The 19,349-nt window shown below is 66.7% G+C and carries 19 protein-coding genes; 11 read left to right on the top strand and 8 right to left on the bottom strand.

The window, feature by feature from the left end; translation table 11 throughout:
- Positions 1-58 precede the first annotated feature (58 nt).
- Positions 59-1,438 carry a prephenate-dependent tRNA uridine(34) hydroxylase TrhP gene (trhP, locus tag ACFOPI_RS04560; protein WP_382171409.1) on the top strand — a complete coding sequence of 460 codons (1,380 nt, stop codon included), beginning with the start codon at positions 59-61 and terminating at the stop codon, positions 1,436-1,438.
- A gap of 7 nt (positions 1,439-1,445) precedes the next feature.
- Here the strand turns inward: trhP and ACFOPI_RS04555 are convergent, their stop codons facing one another.
- The 3 genes from ACFOPI_RS04555 to ACFOPI_RS04545 form a co-directional block, all read right to left on the bottom strand.
- Positions 1,446-2,585, bottom strand: coding sequence for a M48 family metallopeptidase (locus ACFOPI_RS04555; protein WP_382171406.1), 1,140 nt, complete (start codon positions 2,583-2,585; stop codon positions 1,446-1,448).
- Positions 2,586-2,597: 12 nt separating this feature from the next.
- On the bottom strand, positions 2,598-3,761 hold the full coding sequence (locus ACFOPI_RS04550; RefSeq protein WP_382171403.1) for a YjgN family protein: 1,164 nt from the start codon (positions 3,759-3,761) through the stop codon (positions 2,598-2,600).
- 102 nt (positions 3,762-3,863) lie between these two features.
- Positions 3,864-4,265 carry a hypothetical protein gene (locus ACFOPI_RS04545; protein ID WP_382171400.1) on the bottom strand — a complete coding sequence of 134 codons (402 nt, stop codon included), beginning with the start codon at positions 4,263-4,265 and terminating at the stop codon, positions 3,864-3,866.
- A 112-nt stretch (positions 4,266-4,377) separates the two neighbouring features.
- Here ACFOPI_RS04545 and ACFOPI_RS04540 point away from each other — a divergent pair, with 112 nt between their 5' ends.
- Positions 4,378-5,205, top strand: coding sequence for a helix-turn-helix domain-containing protein (locus tag ACFOPI_RS04540; RefSeq protein ID WP_382171397.1), 828 nt, complete (start codon positions 4,378-4,380; stop codon positions 5,203-5,205).
- Positions 5,202-6,083, top strand: coding sequence for a Rossmann-like domain-containing protein (locus ACFOPI_RS04535; RefSeq protein WP_382171395.1), 882 nt, complete (start codon positions 5,202-5,204; stop codon positions 6,081-6,083). Before ACFOPI_RS04540 ends, ACFOPI_RS04535 begins: the two co-directional genes overlap by 4 nt.
- Positions 6,084-6,096: 13 nt before the next feature.
- On the opposite strand, the gene ACFOPI_RS04530 is transcribed toward ACFOPI_RS04535, so the two are convergent.
- The 5 genes from ACFOPI_RS04530 to ACFOPI_RS04510 all read right to left on the bottom strand — a co-directional run bounded on the left by ACFOPI_RS04530 (position 6,097) and on the right by ACFOPI_RS04510 (position 12,008).
- Positions 6,097-6,693: a hypothetical protein gene (locus ACFOPI_RS04530; protein ID WP_382171392.1), complete on the bottom strand. Its 597-nt coding sequence runs from the start codon at positions 6,691-6,693 to the stop codon at positions 6,097-6,099.
- A gap of 171 nt (positions 6,694-6,864) precedes the next feature.
- Positions 6,865-7,230 carry a hypothetical protein gene (locus tag ACFOPI_RS04525; RefSeq protein WP_382171390.1) on the bottom strand — a complete coding sequence of 122 codons (366 nt, stop codon included), beginning with the start codon at positions 7,228-7,230 and terminating at the stop codon, positions 6,865-6,867.
- 142 nt (positions 7,231-7,372) lie between these two features.
- Complete coding sequence (gene acnB, locus ACFOPI_RS04520; RefSeq protein ID WP_382171387.1) at positions 7,373-9,970, bottom strand: bifunctional aconitate hydratase 2/2-methylisocitrate dehydratase; 2,598 nt, start codon at positions 9,968-9,970, stop codon at positions 7,373-7,375.
- Between the two features lie 44 nt (positions 9,971-10,014).
- Complete coding sequence (locus ACFOPI_RS04515) at positions 10,015-10,998, bottom strand: HpcH/HpaI aldolase/citrate lyase family protein (protein ID WP_382171385.1); 984 nt, start codon at positions 10,996-10,998, stop codon at positions 10,015-10,017.
- 23 nt (positions 10,999-11,021) lie between these two features.
- A complete protein-coding gene (locus ACFOPI_RS04510; protein WP_066149765.1) occupies positions 11,022-12,008 on the bottom strand; it encodes a malate dehydrogenase in 987 nt (328 codons plus the stop codon).
- Positions 12,009-12,197: 189 nt separating this feature from the next.
- Here ACFOPI_RS04510 and ACFOPI_RS04505 point away from each other — a divergent pair, with 189 nt between their 5' ends.
- The 8 genes from ACFOPI_RS04505 (at position 12,198) to ACFOPI_RS04470 (ending at position 19,338) form a co-directional block, all read left to right on the top strand.
- A complete protein-coding gene (locus tag ACFOPI_RS04505; RefSeq protein ID WP_382171382.1) occupies positions 12,198-13,022 on the top strand; it encodes a GntR family transcriptional regulator in 825 nt (274 codons plus the stop codon).
- A gap of 151 nt (positions 13,023-13,173) precedes the next feature.
- On the top strand, positions 13,174-13,605 hold the full coding sequence (gene sdhC / locus ACFOPI_RS04500) for a succinate dehydrogenase, cytochrome b556 subunit (RefSeq protein ID WP_382171379.1): 432 nt from the start codon (positions 13,174-13,176) through the stop codon (positions 13,603-13,605).
- A gap of 24 nt (positions 13,606-13,629) precedes the next feature.
- Complete coding sequence (gene sdhD, locus ACFOPI_RS04495; RefSeq protein ID WP_382171376.1) at positions 13,630-13,995, top strand: succinate dehydrogenase, hydrophobic membrane anchor protein; 366 nt, start codon at positions 13,630-13,632, stop codon at positions 13,993-13,995.
- A 3-nt stretch (positions 13,996-13,998) separates the two neighbouring features.
- Entirely contained in the window at positions 13,999-15,801 is a 1,803-nt protein-coding gene (gene sdhA, locus ACFOPI_RS04490; RefSeq protein ID WP_382171373.1) for a succinate dehydrogenase flavoprotein subunit, read from the top strand.
- A gap of 31 nt (positions 15,802-15,832) precedes the next feature.
- Positions 15,833-16,537, top strand: a complete 705-nt coding sequence (locus ACFOPI_RS04485; protein WP_066255086.1) for a succinate dehydrogenase iron-sulfur subunit — start codon at positions 15,833-15,835, stop codon at positions 16,535-16,537.
- A gap of 17 nt (positions 16,538-16,554) precedes the next feature.
- Complete coding sequence (locus tag ACFOPI_RS04480) at positions 16,555-16,845, top strand: FAD assembly factor SdhE (protein WP_382171371.1); 291 nt, start codon at positions 16,555-16,557, stop codon at positions 16,843-16,845.
- A gap of 18 nt (positions 16,846-16,863) precedes the next feature.
- Positions 16,864-18,174: a citrate synthase gene (locus ACFOPI_RS04475; RefSeq protein ID WP_382171369.1), complete on the top strand. Its 1,311-nt coding sequence runs from the start codon at positions 16,864-16,866 to the stop codon at positions 18,172-18,174.
- A gap of 225 nt (positions 18,175-18,399) precedes the next feature.
- Positions 18,400-19,338, top strand: coding sequence for a LysR family transcriptional regulator (locus tag ACFOPI_RS04470; RefSeq protein ID WP_382171366.1), 939 nt, complete (start codon positions 18,400-18,402; stop codon positions 19,336-19,338).
- The last annotated feature ends 11 nt before the right edge of the window (positions 19,339-19,349 follow it).

Here is a 19,349-nt window from a genome sequence, read left to right as displayed (position 1 = left end):
GCGCGCGCGGGTATCCGGCAAGCACACAACCAGGCGATGCGGGACAATCCACCCCCTGATGAAAGCCCCTGAACTGCTCCTGCCCGCCGGCTCGCTGCACCGCATGCGCGCCGCCTACAACTTCGGCGCCGACGCCGTCTACGCCGGCCAGCCGCGCTACTCCCTGCGCGCGCGCAACAACGAATTCCGTCTCGAACAGATCGCCGAAGGCATCGGCGAGGCACACCAGCGCGGCAAGAAGTTCTTCGTCACCAGCAACCTGATCGCGCACAACGACAAGCTGCGCACCTACCTGCGCGACCTGCAGCCGGTGGTCGAACTCAAGCCCGACGCCCTCATCATGGCCGACGCCGGCCTGATCATGCTGGTGCGCGAGCAGATGGAAAAAGGCCTCTGGCCCGAGGTGCCGATCCACCTCTCGGTGCAGGCCAACACCACCAACAGCGCCGCGGTGAAGTTCTGGCAGAAGCAGGGCGTGACCCGCATCATCCTCAGCCGCGAGCTGAGCCTGGACGAGGTGGCCGCGATCCGCAACGACTGCCCGGACATCGAGCTGGAAGTCTTCGTGCACGGCGCGCTGTGCATCGCCTACTCGGGCCGCTGCCTGCTGTCGGGCTACTTCAACCGCCGCGACCCCAACCAGGGCACCTGCACCAACGCCTGCCGCTGGGAATACAAGACCCAGGCCGCCACCACCGACACCGACACCGGCGACGCCGCCCCGGTCGCCAAACTCGACGGCTTCAACTTCGCGCAGGAAGACGAGGAAGCTGCCAGCGCCTTCTCCACCACCGGCTCGGGCCAGCGCCACCCCGAGGCCAACAAGGTCTGGCTGATCGAGGAAGCCGGCCGCCCCGGCGAGCTGATGCCCATCATGGAAGACGAGCACGGCACTTACATCATGAACAGCAAGGACCTGCGCGCCGTCGAGCACGTGGGCAAGCTGGCCGCCATGGGCATCGACTCGCTCAAGATCGAGGGCCGCACCAAGAGCCACTACTACGTGGCGCGCACCGCGCAGGTCTACCGCCGCGCCATCGACGACGCGGTGGCCGGCAAGCCTTTCAACCCCGAGCTGCTGCTCGAACTCGAAGGCCTGTCCAACCGCGGCTACACCGGCGGCCTGATGGAGCGCCGGCCGGCGCAGGACTACCAGAACTACATCACCGGCCACAGCGAGAGCCACCGCAGCCAGTTCGTGGGCGAGGTGCTGCAGGTGCGCGAAGACGGCTGGGCACAGGTGGAGACCAAGAACCGCTTCGCCGTGGGCGACCGGCTCGAAGTCATCCACCCAAGCGGCAACCGCGTGGTGCAGCTGGACGCCATGCGCAATCAGGACGGCGAGGCCATCGAGGTCGCCCAGGGCAGCCCGGTCAAGGTATGGGTGCCGCTGGCCGCGCCCAGCGAGGGCGCGCTGATCGCGCGACTGATCGCCTGAGCGGGTTTCAGCGTGCCGCGTCGCGGAAGAAGGCGATGCGGTCTTCGTCGGCTGGGTGTGAGGCAAAGCCCAGACCCCAGAAACCGCCCTTCTCCTCATCGTCTTCGCCAGAAGCTGGCTGGGGCAGGCACACCGGCGCACTGCCGGCCGGCACGGGCTTGAGGATGTCGTCGCCGCAGCGCTTGAACAACGCGAAGCGCTCGAACAGCCGGGTCATCACCGCTGGCGACAGGCCCGCGTCGCGCAGCACGGTCACGCTGTAGGCATCGGCCTCGCGCTCGGCCTCGCGCGAATAGTGGGCCTGGCCCAGCCAGAGCGGCACCGTGGCCAGCACGCCACTGTAGTCGCCCCAGAGCGTCGAGGTGACGAAGCCGAGCACACCCACCTGCACCAGCATGCGCACGCCGTGCCGGTGCTGCACATGGCCCAGCTCGTGCGCCAGCACACCCGCGATCACCTCGGTGTCGTGCTGCAGCAGCCGCGCCATGTCGTCGGTCAGCAGCATGGTGCCGCCCGGCAGCGCCAGCGCGTTGGGGCCGATGTCCTCGCTGGCGCGGATCAGCAGGCGCGAGGGCCGCACCGCCACGCCGCGCGCCGCCTGCGCCGCGGAGTGCGCGCGCAGCACCCGCTGCCAGGCCTGCTCGATGGCCTGCTGCTCCTGGGCGCTGAGCTGGCTGGGCTTCACGAACTCGTCGACCTGGGCCAGCACCGTCTCGCCGATCTGCTGCTCGACACCGTCCGGGAACCGGTCGGCCACCGCGCGCGCCGCCCAGGGCAGGCCCCAGACATAGCCGGCTGCGCTCACCACCACCAGCAGCAGGAGGCTGACCAGCACGCCGCGCCAGCTCTGCTGCAGCCGCACCACCACCGATTCGCCGTGGCCGGCCGAGCGAACCCATTCGTCCCAGGCCGCCCCGTCGTCGGACTGCAGGCTGCCACCGTCCGGCAGCTGGGCAATGCGCGGCCCGCGCCGGGTGCGCTCGGGCCACTGCACCCGCCGGGCCTCGATCGTGCGGTCCACGTCCGGCCCGCTCAGGCGCAGCGTTGCCTGCACCAGCCTGGCCTCCACCTCGCGCGGGCGGCTGCTGCGGCCGTCGAAATAGCGAACCGTGAGGGCCTGTGAATCGACCGAAGCTGCATCGTCCATGGTCTGCGCGCCTCAAAGACCCACGTCCAGCCCGAAGAAATCGCCGGCCGCGTCACCCGCCGCCTCCTGGGGCCGCTCATGCTCGGCCGCCAGCAGGGCCTGCATGTCGGTGATCGTGCGCACGTGCACCGCCTCCAGCCGCAGGCGCGCCATCGCCACCTTGGCAAACGGCCAGTACAGCCCCAGCGTGATGCCGATCAGCAGCCCGTTCTTGATGCTCATCCAGAGCATGTCGCGAAAGCGCAGCTGGCTGATGAAGCGCATCTGCCCATTGCCGGTCTTGGTCCAGACCAGGTTCTGCAGGCGGGTGGTGATCCAGGGACCGATGCAGAGGAACATGAGCACCCAGAAACCGACGACCAGCACCGGAACTACCCACATCATCTCGACCAGCAGGCCACCCAGCGCGCCAGCGCTGCCGAAGCTGGTGACGATGTACAGCGCGATCAGCCCCATGACCCCGGCGAACAGCAGGAAGGGCTTGATCGCCAGCAGGTAGAACGAACCCACGCTGGCGCGGAAATCGGTCTGCAAGGGGCCGAGCGCGTAGTGCCGGTGCTGGTAAGCCTTCATGCGCCACAGCAGCCAGGGCAGCGTCAGCACCAGCAGCACAAACGCCCCGCCGAAGGACGCCATGACCCACTCGGGTGGGGCCTGCTCCGGGTCCTCAGGAATCGAAAAAGACAGCAGCACCATCGGCAGGACCACCAGAAACGGTGGCAGGTGCGCCAGGTAGGCATCGCGCAGCGAGCCCACGAAGCGGAACCTCAGCCCCCGCCAGCTGGTGTTGGCCATGCGGAAGGCCATCGACGAGCGCCACAGCGCGGGCCACAGCGCGGCCAGCGCCACAAAAGCCACCAGCCCTGCCACGGCCGAGAAGCTGCTGGCCCAGTTGTAGAGCACGAACAGCACCCCGACCAGCGCCCACCCCTTGAACATCTGCTTCGGGTCACCGTGAAAGCCCAGCGGATCGCCATCGACCAGGGTGTTGCCCCAGAAGTAGCGCTGCCGCCGCACCTTGGCCCAGGGCCAGTACAGCCCCAGGGTGACCAGGAGCAGCAGCAGGTTGACGATCCAGATGCGGAAGTACTCGCTGCCGGAGCCGGTGAATTCGATGGGCAGGCGGCGGACGGTGGCGACGGAGGAAGGCTCGATGTGGTTGTCGTTGAAAGACATGTGACGGCAGGACAGTGGTGACAGACGCGGCATTGTGCCCGCCCGCCACCGGCTTCCCGCTGCGGCTGTCGCCTCCCGGATCCCGCCCGGCGGGCCGAAGGCTCAGGCCATCGCCAGACCCTGCGTCCGGCGGGCACCGGCCCACTCCAGCTCGGCCATGAGCAGCACCAGCAGCGCCTGTGCCAGCACCCAGCCCAGACCCAGCGTGGTCAGCGACAGCCCCGCGCCGAAGGCCAGCCATAGGCTCGCCGCCACCCAGGCGAAGTTGCCCGCCACCAGCAGCCTGACGCCGCCCGCCGGGGGCTCGGCCCGGCTCGCAAGCCACCCGGCCAATGAGGCCGCGCCGAACACGACCAGCGCCGCCACCTGCAGCCAGGCGGCCGGAATGCCGGTCCAGCCCGACAGCGGTTCGGCCAGCGCCAGGTGGGACAGGCCCATGCCGAAGCCGCTCGCGGCATCGAGCCAGAGCACACGGCGCAGGGTGGAAGCAGAGACAGTGAACATGATGGACTCCTTGAAATGAAACGATGGGAGCCCGATGCTCGTGGCGCCAGGGCATGGCGTCCATGACCTCTCAGGTCATGGTTCGCGCGGCATCCGGGCCTACCATGCGCCCATGTCGAACGCCACCCTTCCTCACGCCAGCCGTCGCCTCTCGGTCGGCGACCACCTGCGCCACTGGCGCCAGCTGCGCCACCTCAGCCAGCAGGACCTCGCCCTCGACGCCGAGCTCTCGACAAGGCACCTGAGCTGTGTCGAGACCGGCAAGGCCAGCCCCAGCCGCGAGCTGGTGCTGCGCCTGTGCGAACGGCTGGCGGTGCCGCTGCGCGACCGCAATGCGTGGCTGGTCGCCGCCGGCTACGCCCCCATGTACCGCGAACAGCGGCTGGACGAGCCGTCGATGGATGCGGCGCGGCGCGCGGTGCAGCACATCCTGGACAGCCACGAACCCTGGCCCGCCGTCGCCTTCGACCGCCACTGGCACATGGTGCTGTCCAACCGCATGGTCGCGCCGCTGCTGACCGGCGTCGACCCGGCCCTGCTGCAACCGCCGGTGAACCTGCTGCGCGTGAGCCTGCACCCGGGCGGGCTGGCGCCGCGCATCGCCAACCTCGACCAGTGGCGCGAGCACCTGTTCGCGCGGCTGCAGCAGCAGATCCGCGCCACCGGCGACGAGGCGCTGGCAGACCTGCTCGCCGAGCTGCGCGCCTACCCGGGCCAGACGCCCGGGTCGGCGGCGCGCCTGGCCGGCGAACACCTGGGGGTGCTGATGCCCTTCCTGGTCCACACACCGGCCGGCGTGTTGCACCTGATCAGCACCACCACCGTGTTCGGCTCGCCCACCGACATCACCTTGCAGGAACTGGCGCTGGAGACCTTCTTCCCCGGCGACGAGGCCACGGCGCAGGCGCTGCGCGCGCTCGCGGCTACCATGCCCGCATGAGTCAGAGCCCGAACCGGACACCGATCGCCACCGCCCTGCTGCAGCAGCTCGCCGCCATCGCCACCCGATGGCCGAGCCCCAAGGTCCGGCGGCTGCACATCCCGCAGCGCCATGGCGAACCGGGCGAACACGACGCCGAGTTCTGCGCCATCGAGCTGGACGACGGCGCCTTCGGCCTGTCCTACATCCTGCTCGGGGACACGCTCGACCACCTGCTCGCCCGGCACGGCAGCGACCGCCACAACGCGCTGGCGGGGGCTGACCCAATGGCCATGGCGCAACGGCTGGCCGGAGGTGATGAAGTGGAACGGGCGGTCGCGCTGGCTGCGGTCAACGCGCTGACCGACTCGGTCTGGCGCCGCGTCGGCTACACGCCACCGCCCGCAGGCAACTCGCTGGGCGATGTGGTGCTGGGCCCGCAGGACCATCTGGGCATGATCGGCTTCTTCCCGCCGCTGGTGCGTCGTGTCGACGAAGCCGGTGGGCTGCTGACCGTCGTGGAGATGAATGCGGAGATGGTGGCGCGACAGCAGGATCGTTTCCCCAGGGTGTGCATCACGCTAGACCGCACCGCGCTCGCCGACTGCAACACCGTGGTCGGCACCTCGACCATGCTGCTCAACGACTCGCTGGACGCGATGCTCGCCGCCGCGCCGAACGCTTCGCGGTTCGCCGTCATCGGCCCCTCGGCTGGCCTCTGGCCCGACGCGCTGTTCGAGCGCGGGGTGACCCTGCTGGGCGGCACCCAGGTGGTCGATGGCGCCGCCTTCGCAGAGGCCATGGCCACCGGCGACTCGTGGAGCGCTGCCAGCCGCAAGTTCGCGATTGCGCGGGACGGCTGGCCCGGCTGGACCGCCCTCACGGGCGGCCCGGCCTGAAACACACCAACGGTCAGAAGGTGCGCGTTTCGTTGCGGCTGCCCGCCGCAATCGACAACCCCCATTGCGCAAAGGTGATGGTGGAGCCGTCGGATGAGCCGTTGAAGCGCACGCCCAGCGCCTCCTCACCATCGATCCACAGCACCTGGCTGCTGCTGGCCCCCTGCGAGACAGCCACCGGCACCCGCTGGATCACCTCCGACCGCGTCATGCCGGGGCGCAGGGCCAGGAAGGCCTGGTAGAGGGTGCCGGTACCGCCACCGCCATTGCCTGCAAAGCGGAAGGTGCGCAGATAGGAGCGCCCGGTGGTGCGGTCGGTCCAGCGGGCCGTGGCGATGCGGTCACCGGAGAAAGTCACCTCCAGGAGTTCTGTATCGGTCTCCCAGCGCAGCACCGAAGCCGAGGTGCCCGACACCGGCGCCCGGTTGACCAAGCGCTGCACATCGTCCCGTGTCATTCCGGCGCGCAGGTCGTTGAAGGCGGTCCAGAGCGGCTGGTCATCGCCATCGTCCCCCCCGCCGCAGCCGGCCAGCGCCAGCCCGATGCCAGCCACAAGACCCAGGCCCAGCTGGCGACGGGTCAGCGCGGAACCGAGAAGTTGTTTGTTCATTGAATGATCCTCCTGATGTATTGAAAGGCGTGGCAAGACGCTCCACCACGTCCGGGCCGGATGTTAGCGGCGGTGGCCGGGAAGCCGGCCCAGGCGGGCATAAAAAAGACGGCCCCAAAAGGCCGTCTTTCATTCATCGAAGGGATGGCGCTTTGGCCGGTCGCCCGGGCCTCACTCAAACACGATGGGATCGTCCATGGCCCGGCAGAAGTCGAACTTCGCGGGCTCGCTGGCGCTGCCGTCGGCAAAGCGCGCGCGAATCCACTGCTCGCAATCCTCGCTGTTGGTGCTTTCGTCCCACACCAGCCGCGAGGACCGGCCTTTGCCGATGCCGCGGCCGATGTCGAAGAAGCCCCAGTCCCGCTTGTCCTCGGACACCTCGAGTTTGACGATGCGGGAGTTCGTCTTGTTTTCCACGTAGAAGTAATAGTCGCCTGCATGGGCAGACCTAGGTGAGAGCGACAAGGCCACCACGGGGGCGGCAGCGTACAGCGCGGCGCGGATCACGCGGATTGCGGCGGCGTTGGACAGCGGCATGGGAGCTCCTGAAAGCGTTCACATGAACGCGAGCATTCTGGAAGGAGCACCCGGTCGAAGCGCAATCTCCCACCGGGCACAGGGGCTTTTCAAAGAAAAACGGCCCCGAAGGGCCGTCTTTCATTCATCGAAGGGATGCCGCTCAGGCCACCGTCTTCGCGGTCTCCACGTACTCTTCGATCTGGTCGAAGTTCATGTACTTGTAGATCTGGTCGGCCTTGGCGGTGACCACCCCGGTGGCGGCCAGGTACTCCTCCTTGGTCGGCAGCTTGCCCAGCTTGGACGCCACGGCGGCCAGCTCGGCCGAGCCCAGGAACACGTTGGTGTTCTTGCCCAGACGGTTCGGGAAGTTGCGGGTCGAGGTGGAGATCACCGTCGCGCCTTCGCGCACCTGGGCCTGGTTGCCCATGCACAGCGAGCAGCCGGGCATTTCGGTGCGGGCACCGGCAGCGCCGAAGTTGGCGTAGTGGCCTTCCTTGGTCAGCTCGGCTGCGTCCATCTTGGTCGGCGGAGCCACCCAGAGCTTGACCGGGATGTCACGCGCGCCGCCCAGAACGGTCGCTGCCGCACGGAAGTGGCCGATGTTGGTCATGCACGAACCGATGAAGGCCTCGTCGATCTTGGTGCCGGCGACTTCGGACAGGAACTTGGCGTCGTCCGGGTCGTTCGGGCAGCAGACGATGGGCTCGGTGATCTCGGCCAGGTCGATCTCGATCACGGCGGCGTATTCGGCGTCCTTGTCGGCTTCCAGCAGCTCCGGCTTGGCCAGCCAGGCCTCGACCTTCTCGATGCGGCGGGCCAGGGTCTTCGCGTCCTGGTAACCGTCGGCGATCATGTTCTTCATCAGAACGATGTTGGACTTCAGGTACTCCTGCACCGGCTCCTTGTTGAGCTTGATGGTGCAGCCGGCGGCCGAGCGTTCGGCCGAGGCGTCGGACAGCTCGAAGGCCTGTTCCACCTTCAGGTCGGGCAGACCTTCGATTTCCAGGATGCGGCCCGAGAAGATGTTCTTCTTGCCGGCCTTGGCGACGGTCAGCAGACCGGCCTTGATGGCGTACAGGGGAATGGCATGCACCAGGTCACGCAGCGTGACTCCAGGCTGCATCTTGCCCTTGAAGCGCACCAGCACCGACTCGGGCATGTCCAGCGGCATCACGCCGGTGGCGGCGCCGAAGGCCACCAGACCGGAGCCGGCCGGGAACGAGATACCGATCGGGAAACGGGTGTGCGAGTCACCGCCGGTGCCCACGGTGTCGGGCAGCAGCAGGCGGTTGAGCCAGCTGTGGATCACGCCGTCGCCCGGGCGCAGGGACACGCCGCCGCGGCTGCTGATGAAGGCCGGCAGTTCGCGGTGGGTCTTCACGTCCACCGGCTTCGGGTAGGCCGCGGTGTGGCAGAAGGACTGCATCACCAGATCGGCCGAAAAGCCCAGGCAGGCCAGGTCCTTCAGCTCGTCGCGCGTCATCGGGCCGGTGGTGTCCTGCGAACCCACGGTCGTCATCTTGGGCTCGCAGTAGGTGCCGGGGCGCACGCCCTGGCCTTCCGGCAGACCGACGGCGCGGCCGACCATCTTTTGCGCCAGGGTGAAGCCGGCCTTGGTCTCGGCAGGGGCTTGTGGCAGTCGGAACAGTGTGCTGGCGGGCAGGCCCAGGAACTCGCGCGCCTTGGCGGTCAGCGAACGGCCGATGATCAGGTTGATGCGGCCGCCGGCGCGCACTTCGTCGAACAGCACATCGCTGCGCAGCTTGAACTCGGTGACGGTCTCGCCGTTCTTCACGATCTTGCCGTCGTAGGGCATGACTTCGATGACGTCACCCATCTCCAGCTTCGATACGTCCACTTCGATCGGCAGCGCGCCGGAGTCTTCCTGCGTGTTGAAGAAGATCGGGGCGATCTTGCCGCCCAGCGTGACACCGCCAAAGCGCTTGTTCGGCACGAACGGGATGTCCTGGCCGGTGGCCCAGATCACGCTGTTGGTGGCCGACTTGCGCGAAGAACCGGTGCCGACCACGTCGCCCACGTAGGCGACCAGGTGGCCCTTTTTCTTCAGGTCTTCGATGAACTGCATCGGACCGCGCTTGCCGTCTTCCTCGGGCTTGAAGGCCGCGTCGGGACGCGTGTTCTTGAGCATCGCCAGGTAGTGCATCGGGATGTCCGGGCGGCTCCAGGCGTCCGGGGCGGGCGACAGGTCGTCGGTGTTGGTCTCGCCGGGCACCTTGAACACGGTGACGGTGATGCTCTTGGGCACTTCGGGACGGGTGGTGAACCACTCGGCGTCGGCCCAGGATTGCATCACTTCCTTGGCCTTGGCGTTGCCGGCCTTGGCCTTCTCGGCGACGTCGTTGAAGAAATCGAACATCAGCAGGGTCTTCTTCAGACCTTCGGCGGCCACGCCCGCCACTTCGGCGTCGTCCAGCAGCTCGATCAGCGGATGCACGTTGTAGCCACCCACCATGGTGCCCAGCAGCTCGGTGGCCTTGGCCTTGGAGATCAGGCCGACCTGGATGTCACCGTGGGCCACGGCGGCCAGGAACGAGGCCTTGACCTTGGCAGCGTCGTCCACGCCCGGCGGCACGCGGTGCGTCAGCAGATCCAGCAGGAACGCGTCTTCACCGGCGGGCGGGTTCTTGATCAGTTCGATCAGGGCGGCGACCTGCTTGGCGTCGAGCGGCAGCGGGGGAATGCCCAGGGCGGCGCGTTCAGCGACGTGGGCGCGGTAGTCGGTCAGGAAGGTCGACATGGCGTTCTCCGGTGGGGTGGGTGATGGTTGGTGTTCGAAAAAAGTCATGCAAGAAACCAGCCACGCACGGCCTCGGGCAGGGCATGCCCGGTCTGGTGCGCGCGCTCGATCACTTGCCAGTAATAGCGATAGCTGGCGCGGTCATGCAGCCGGCCTTCGTGCTGCACCGGCGCCCATTCGGCGGACACGGCGCGCTCGATGATGGCCAGCGAGGTCTCGATTTCCGCCTCGGTCGGTGAAAAAGCCGTGACGATGGGCCTGATCTGGTCCGGGTGGATGCTCCACATGCGGGTGTAGCCCAGCTCGGTCGCCGCCTTTCGCGCAGCATTCTGCAGCGCGGACAGGTCCTTGAACTCGGTCACCACGTTGTGCGAAGGCACTTTGCCGTGCGCGTGGCAGGCAGCGGCCATTTCAATCTTGGCGCGCAACACGTGCGGGTGGCTGAACTGGCCTTCGAGGGTCATGGCCGAGGCGGGAATCGCCCCGCCATGGGCCGAAACAAAGTCCATCAGGCCGAAGCTCAGTGAGGCCACACGAGGGTGGGCCGCGATGTCGAAAGCCCGGTGCACCGCGGCCGGCGACTCGATCAGCACGTGCAGCGGCAGCGCAGTGGCGCCTGCGGCCTCCATGGCCACCACAGCGCGCTCGACGTCGGCCACCGATTCGACCTTGGGCACCATCAGGTGGCACAGGCGCGAACCCGCGCGGCCCGCGATCTGGGCCACATCGGCATCGAAGTGGGGGTGTTCGACCGGGTGGACCCGGGCCGCGACGCGGGTGCCCGCAGGGGCCCCCAGCGCCAGTTCGGTGACCAGGGCCGCGTGCTCGGCCTCGCCGCCAACGGGTGCCCCGTCTTCGCAGTCCAGCGTGACGTCGAAGACGCAGGCGCCGAACTCGGCACTCAGTTCGGCCTGCAGCTGCAGGCTCTTCCTCATCCGCGCCTCGACCCCGCTGTAGTGGTCACAGACCGGCAGTGCGAACGCACCGGCCTGGGCCCCAGCAAGGATGTCGCGCGGGTGAGGTTTCACGGAGTTACGAAGCGGTTACCAGCTCAGAGCAGGTGCTTCACGCCGTCCTTCTCGCCTTCGAGCTCGGCCAGGGTCTTGTTGATGCACTCTTGCGAGAAGGCGTCGATGGGCAGACCTTCGACGATCTTGTACTCGCCGCCTTCGCAGGTGACGGGGTAGCCGAACATGACTTCCTTGGGGATGCCGTATTCACCGTTGGACGGGATGCCCATGGTGACCCACTTGCCGTTGGTGCCCAGGGCCCAGTCGCGCATGTGGTCGATGGCGGCGTTGGCGGCCGAAGCGGCCGAGGACAGGCCACGGGCGGCGATGATGGCGGCGCCGCGCTTGCCCACGGTGGGCAGGAACACGTTGGCGTTCCAGTCGTGGTCGTTGATGGTGTCCTTGACGGACTTGCCGTTCACGGTGGCGAAGCGGTAGTCGGCGTACATGGTGGGAGAGTGGTTGCCCCACACTGCCAGTTTCTCGATGTCGCCCACGGCGCAGCCGATCTTGGCGGCGATCTGCGAAGCAGCGCGGTTGTGGTCCAGGCGCAGCATGGCGGTGAAGTTCTTGGCCGGCAGGTCCGGGGCCGACTTCATGGCGATGTAGGCGTTGGTGTTGGCAGGGTTGCCCACCACCAGCACGCGCACGTTGCGCGAAGCCACGGCGTTCAGGGCCTTGCCCTGGGCAGTGAAGATCTGGGCATTGGCAGCCAGCAGGTCGGCGCGCTCCATGCCGGGGCCACGGGGGCGGGCGCCGACCAGCAGGGCGTAGTCGGTGTCCTTGAAGGCGGTCATCGGGTCGCTGTGGGCTTCGATGCCGGCCAGCAGCGGGAAGGCGCAGTCTTCCAGTTCCATGATCACGCCCTTGAGCGCGTTCTGGGCCTTCTCGTCCGGAATTTCCAGCAGTTGCAGGATCACGGGCTGGTCCTTGCCCAGCATTTCGCCGGAGGCGATGCGGAACAGCAGGGCGTAACCGATCTGACCTGCGGCGCCGGTGACGGCAACACGGACGGGCTTCTTGCTCATGGTGAAAACTCCAGAAGGGACGTTGGGAAGTTGAAAAATCGGTGGGGAGTGACCCCTTGGACAGCCCGCGAGTGTACCCGCGTAAACCCGTAGGCGTCAATTTGTCTTATGTCTTATATAAGATATGATTGCGCACCAAAAATAGCGGGCCACGGCGTTGGGTCATTTGCCCGCTCATCCACCGACACCATGGCCTCCGCACATCCTTCGCAGTCCGATCTGTCCCCGGAGGACCCGCGTGCGCCTGCCGATGCGACAGGCGCCGAATCGCCCGCGCTTCTTCCGCCAACACCCGCGTTCAGCCCGCTCTACCAGCAAATCAAGAGCCTGATCCTGCGCAGCCTGCAGGCGGGCGAGTGGAAGCCCGGCGACATGATTCCCAGCGAGTTCGACCTCGCCGCCCGCTTCCGCGTGAGCCAGGGCACGGTGCGCAAGGCCATCGACGAACTGGCCACCGACAACCTGCTGGTGCGCCGCCAGGGCAAGGGCACGTTCGTCGCCACCCACGCCGAACAGCACATCCAGTACCGCTTCCTGCGCGTGCTGCCCGACGCCAGCGCGCCCGAGGCCCAGGTTCCGGCCGAGCGCCGCATCATCGAATGCCGCCGCCTGCGCGGTCCGGCCGAAGTGGCGCGGCAGCTCGACCTCAAGGGCGGCGACTCGCTCGTACAGGTACGGCGCGTGCTTTCGTTCTCGGGCACGCCCGCCATCCTGGAAGACATCTGGCTGCCAGGCGCGCCGTTCAAGGGCCTGAGCCTAGAAACCCTGTCCAGCGACAAGGGTCCCATGTACGCCCTGTTCGAAGCGCAGTTCGGCGTGCGCATGGTGCGCGCGACCGAGAAGATCAAGGCCGTGGCCGCCGATGCCGACGCCGCAGCGCTGCTGGGGGTCGAAGTGGGCCACCCGCTGCTGAGCGTGGAACGGCTGGCTTACACCTACAACGACGTGCCGATGGAACTGCGGCGCGGCCTCTACCGCACGGAAACCAGGCATTACCACAACGAACTGAACTGAGTCGCCAACGCGCCGGAGCCCGACACGCCAAGGCCAGATGTCAGGCTTGGGTATGCTGCGTTGCAATAGAATTTGAAGGTTTGTAATCCGGGTTACCACCGAGTTACAAGCCCCCTTCCAACCCCGAACCCCACGGAAGAAAGTCCCCACCATGACCGAGTTGACCAAGAAGCGGCCCGAGTTCCGCAACATCAACGCCTTCAAGGACCTGACCACCTACCGCCTCCCATTGGCCGGCTGGGTGTCGATCCTGCACCGCGCCAGCGGCGGCCTGATGTTCATCCTGCTGCCCCTGATCGTCTGGCTGTTCGACACCTCGGTGTCGTCCGAGATCTCCTACGAACGTTTCAGCGCAGCCTTCTCGGGCGGCATCGGCTTTGTTCCCGGCTGGCTGTTCAAGCTGGTGGTGCTGGCCATCATCTGGGCCTACCTGCACCACCTGATCGCCGGCCTGCGCCACCTCTACATGGACGTCAACCACGCTGTGAGCAAGGAGTTCGGCAAGTCCTCCGCCATCGTGACGCTGGTGCTGTCGATCGGACTGACGCTGATCCTCGGTGCCAAGCTGTTCGGCCTGTACTGATCTGCGCGAAAGAAGGAAAACAACATGTCCGTCAATTACGGTTCCAAACGCGTCGTAACCGGCGCCCGCTACGGCCTGCGCGACTGGCTGGCCCAGCGCATCACCGGCGCGCTCTTCGCCCTGCTGACCCTCATCGTCCTGGCCAAGGTGCTGCTCACCAGCGGCCCCCTGGGCTACGAGGGCTGGGCCGGCATCTTCGCCCCGCAGTGGATGAAGGCGCTCACCTTCGCCGTCTTCATCGCCATCGCGTACCACATCTGGATCGGCATGCGCGACATCTGGATGGACTACATCAAGCCCGCAGGCATCCGCCTCGTCCTGCACGTGTTCACCATCGTCTGGCTCGTCGCCTGCCTGGGCTGGGCTGTTCAAGTTCTCTGGAGACTCTGATCCATGACCACCACCGCATCCCTTTCCAAGCGCAAGTTCGACGTGGTCATCGTCGGAGCCGGCGGCTCCGGCATGCGAGCCTCCCTGCAGCTGGCCCGCGCCGGCCTCAAGGTGGCCGTGCTCTCCAAGGTCTTCCCGACCCGCTCCCACACCGTGGCGGCACAGGGCGGCGTGTCCGCCTCGCTGGGCAACATGAGCGAAGACAGCTGGGAATACCACTTCTACGACACCGTCAAGGGCTCCGACTGGCTCGGTGACCAGGACGCCATCGAATTCATGTGCCGCGAAGCCCCGAAGGTCGTGTACGAGCTCGAGCACTTCGGCATGCCGTTCGACCGCAACCCCGACGGCACCATCTACCAGCGCCCGTTCGGTGGCCACACCGCCAACTACGGCGAGAAGCCGGTGCAGCGCGCCTGCGCGGCGGCCGACCGCACCGGTCACGCCATGCTGCACACGCTGTATCAGGCCAACGTATCGGCCAAGACCACATTCTTTGTGGAGTGGATGGCGCTGGATCTGATCCGCGACGCCTCCGGTGACTGCGTGGGCGTGACCGCCCTCGAAATGGAAACCGGCGACACCTATGTGCTCGAAGCCAAGACCGTGCTGCTCGCCACCGGTGGTGCCGGCCGCATCTTCCAGTCTTCGACCAACGCCTTCATCAACACCGGCGACGGCCTGGGCATGGCCGCCCGTGCCGGCATCGCGCTGCAGGACATGGAGTTCTGGCAGTTCCACCCCACCGGCGTGGCCGGCGCGGGCGTGCTGCTGACCGAAGGCTGCCGCGGCGAAGGCGCCATCCTGCTCAACAGCAACGGCGAGCGTTTCATGGAGCGCTATGCGCCCACGCTGAAGGACCTGGCGCCGCGCGACTTCGTGTCCCGCTGCATGGGCCAGGAAATCCTGGAAGGCCGTGGCTGTGGTCCCAACAAGGACTACATCCACATGAAGCTGGACCACCTGGGTGCCGACACCATCCACAAGCGCCTGCCCTCGGTGTACGAGATCGGCGTGAACTTCGCCAACGTGGACGTGACGCGCGAGCCGATCCCTGTTGTGCCCACCATCCACTACCAGATGGGCGGCATCCCGACCAACATCCACGGTCAGGTGGTCGAGCGCTTCAACGGTGAAGACCGCCCGGTGAACGGCCTCTATGCAGTGGGCGAATGCTCCTGCGTGTCGGTGCACGGCGCCAACCGCCTGGGCACCAACTCGCTGCTGGACCTGCTGGTCTTCGGCAAGGCGGCCGGCAACCACATCATCGCCAACGTCAACCCCAAGCAGGAACACAAGGACCTGCCCAAGGACGCGGCCGACAAGACCCTGGCCCGCCTGGCCCGCCTGGACAGCGCCAAGAACGGCGAGTACGCCCAGGACGTCGCCAACGACATGCGCGCCATCATGCAGACGCACGCCGGCGTGTTCCGCAGCCAGGAATCGATGGACGCTGGTGTCCAGAAGATCAATGCCCTGCGCGAGCGCGTGGGCGCCATCGGTCTGAAGGACAACTCCAAGGTGTTCAACACCGCGCGCATCGAGGCGCTGGAAGTCGAGAACCTGATGGAGGCCGCTCAGGCCACCATGACCAGCGCGGCCGCTCGGAAGGAATGCCGCGGTGCCCACCTGGTGCGCGACTACGAACACGACGTCAACCACCCGACCTGCCCGCTGGGGCGCAACGACGCCGAGTGGATGAAGCACACCCTGTGGTACCAGGACGGCAACAAGCTGGACTACAAGCCGGTGCGCATGAAGCCCCTGACCGCCGAAACGGTGCCCCCGAAGCCCCGCACCTTCTGACCGGAATCAGCGAACACAAGGACACTGAAAAATGGCACAACGCACTTTCAAGATCTACCGCTACGACCCGGACAAGGACGCCAAGCCGTACATGCAGACCATCCAGGTCGAGCTCGACGGCACCGAGCGCATGCTGCTCGACGCCCTGGTCAAGCTCAAGGCCGTCGACCCCACGCTGTCGTTCCGCCGCTCCTGCCGCGAAGGCGTGTGCGGTTCGGACGCCATGAACATCAACGGCAAGAATGGCCTGGCCTGCCTGACCAACCTGAACACGCTCAAGGGCGACATCGTGCTCAAGCCGCTGCCCGGCCTGCCGGTGGTGCGCGACCTGATCGTGGACATGACGCTGTTCTTCAAGCAGTACCACTCGATCAAGCCCTACCTGATCAATGAGACGCCGGCCCCCGAGCGCGAGCGCCTGCAGAGCCCCGAAGAGCGCGAAGAGCTCAACGGCCTGTACGAGTGCATCCTGTGCGCCAGCTGCTCGACCAGCTGCCCCAGCTTCTGGTGGAACCCCGACAAATTCGTCGGCCCCGCCGGTCTGCTCCAGGCCTACCGTTTCATCGCCGACAGCCGCGACCAGGCCACCAGCGAGCGTCTGGACAACCTGGAAGATCCGTACCGCCTGTTCCGCTGCCACACGATCATGAACTGTGTGGATGTCTGCCCCAAGAGCCTGAACCCGACGAAGGCGATTGGCAAGATCAAGGAACTGATGGTGCGCCGCGCCGTCTGACCCCGCCTTTTATGACCATGAATGCCAGCCCCGGTGACGCCGAGCTCGATGCCCCGGCATTGAGCAAGCTGCGCTGGCGCTGCCGCCGTGGACTGCTCGAGAACGACCTGTTCATCGAGCAGTTCTTTGCCAGGCACGAAACTGGCTTGACTGTCAGGCAGGCCGAAGCTCTGGGGGTTCTAATGGACCTCTCCGACAACGACCTGCTTGATCTGTTGCTCGGCCGCAAGAAGCCCGAGGGCGATCAGGCCAGCAACGACGTCACTCAGGTGCTGGGCATGCTGCGCGCTGCCCGACGACCCGATTAACCTCTACCAGGAAACCGCATGAAACTCGTAGACAACAAAGCCACCCTGTCGTTCTCCAACGGCAGCCCCAGCGTCGAGATGCCGGTGTACGGCGGCAGCATCGGTCCGGACGTGATCGACATCCGCAAGCTGTACGCACAGACCGGCATGTTCACCTACGACCCCGGCTTCCTGTCCACGGCGTCCTGCCAGTCGGCCATCACCTACATCGATGGCGACAAAGGTGAGCTGCTGTACCGCGGCTACCCGATCGAACAGCTGGCCACCCAGGCCGACTACCTCGACACCTGCTTCCTGCTGCTCAACGGCGAACTGCCGAACGAAACGGAACGCGGCGACTTCCACAAGCTCGTGACCAACCACACCATGGTCAACGAGCAGATGCAGTTCTTCCTGCGCGGTTTCCGTCGCGACGCGCACCCGATGGCCGTGCTGACCGGCCTGGTGGGCGCACTCTCGGCCTTCTATCACGACAGCACCGACATCAACAACCCGAAGCACCGCGAGATCGCGGCGATCCGCCTGATCGCCAAGATGCCCACGCTGGTGGCCATGGCCTACAAGTACGGCGTCGGCCAGCCCTACATGTACCCGCAGAACAACCTGAGCTATGCCGGCAACTTCCTGCGCATGATGTTCGGCACGCCCTGCGAGGAGTACAAGGTCAGCCCGGTGCTCGAACGCGCCCTGGACCGCATCTTCATCCTGCACGCCGACCACGAGCAGAACGCCTCCACCTCCACGGTCCGCCTGTGCGGCTCGTCGGGCACCAACCCGTTCGCCGCCATCGCGGCCGGTGTGGCCTGCCTCTGGGGCCCCGCCCACGGCGGCGCCAACGAGGCCTGCCTGAACATGCTGGAAGACATCCAGCGCCAGGGCGGCGTCGCCAAGGTCGGCGAGTTCATGGAGAAGGTCAAGGACAAGAACAGCGGCGTCAAGCTGATGGGCTTCGGTCACCGCGTGTACAAGAACTACGACCCGCGCGCCAAGCTGATGCAGGAGACCTGCAACGAGGTGCTGGCCGAGCTGGGCCTGGAAAACGACCCGCTGTTCAAGCTGGCCAAGGAACTGGAAAAGATCGCGCTGGAAGACGACTACTTCGTGCAGCGCAAGCTCTACCCGAACGTCGACTTCTACTCCGGCATCGTGCAGCGTGCGATCGGCATCCCGGTCAGCCTGTTCACGGGTATCTTCGCGCTGGCCCGCACCGTCGGCTGGATCGCCCAGCTCAACGAGATGCTGGCCGACCCCGAGTACAAGATCGGCCGTCCGCGCCAGCTGTTCACCGGCTCGGCCCGTCGCGACGTGCCGGCAGGGTTCAAGAAGTAACCCCCTGCGCCGCTTTGCGGCTTCCCCTTTGAAAGGGGGACCACACCAGCGGCCCGGCAAAGCCGGTTCCGCGGTGTGTACTGACCAAGGCCTTCCCTCAACCCGCTCACCCCAGGTGCAGCGGGTTTTGTTTTTGCGGTGCCTGGCATCTCCAATCACGATGCCACTTACCCGTCAAACAAGGGGAAAATACCAAAAGTCATCTTGATACGCGATGACTTTCGAATGAACGCTCCCGACCGCGCCTTCACCCGCCGACTCGACCTGACCACGCTGCAGCTGTTCGTGGCGGTGTGTGAGCGCGGCAGCATCGGCAAGGCGGCCGAGACCGAGTTCATGGCCCCATCCGCGGTCAGCAAGCGCCTGTCGGATCTGGAAACCACGGTCGGCACGCCACTGCTGATGCGCCACGCGCGGGGCGTCACCCCCACTCCGGCCGGCCAGAGCCTGCTGCACCACGCCCGCTCGGTGCTGTTCAGCCTCGACAAGATGCAGGGCGAGCTCTCGGAATACGCCGACGGCGTGCGCGGTCATGTGAGGGTGCACGCGAACATCTCGGCCACGGTGCAGTTCCTGCCCGAAGACCTGGGCGGCTTCATCCGTGCGCACGACGCGATCAAGATCGACCTCGAGGAACACCTCTCGACGGAGGTGCTGCGCGCGGTGCAGGAAGGCGCCGCCGACCTGGGCATCTGCCATGTCGGCGACGAACAAGCCCAGGGCCTGCAGACCCTACCCTACCGGCAGGACCGGCTGGTGCTGATCGTGCCGGCCCGCCATCCGCTGGCCGGACACACGGCCATGGCCTTTGCCGACAGCCTCGACTGGGACCACGTCGGCCTGCACGCCAACAGTTCCATCTACCGCGCCATGCACGCCGCCGCCACCGCCAGCGGCCGCAACATCCGGCTGCGCATCCGCGTCTCGGGCCTGGACGCCATGTGTCGCATGATCCACAACGGCCTGGGTGTCGGCCTGATGCCGCGCCGCGCCTTCGAAATCACACAGGGCACCGGCGATCTGCAAGCCGTTGAGCTGACCGACGACTGGGCCACGCGCCACATCGACCTGGTGGCCCGCGACTTTTCCAGCCTGCCCGTCAGCGCCCGGCTGCTGGTGGACCACCTGTCCACACAGGCCGCCGCGCCCGCCACCCCGACCTAGAATTTCAAGCC

It is taken from the genome of Hydrogenophaga luteola (genome assembly GCF_042648585.1).
Lineage (GTDB): Bacteria > Pseudomonadota > Gammaproteobacteria > Burkholderiales > Burkholderiaceae_C > Hydrogenophaga > Hydrogenophaga luteola.
The sequence above is the reverse complement of the archived record's forward strand: the minus strand, read 5'-3'. Positions and strand labels throughout refer to the sequence as shown.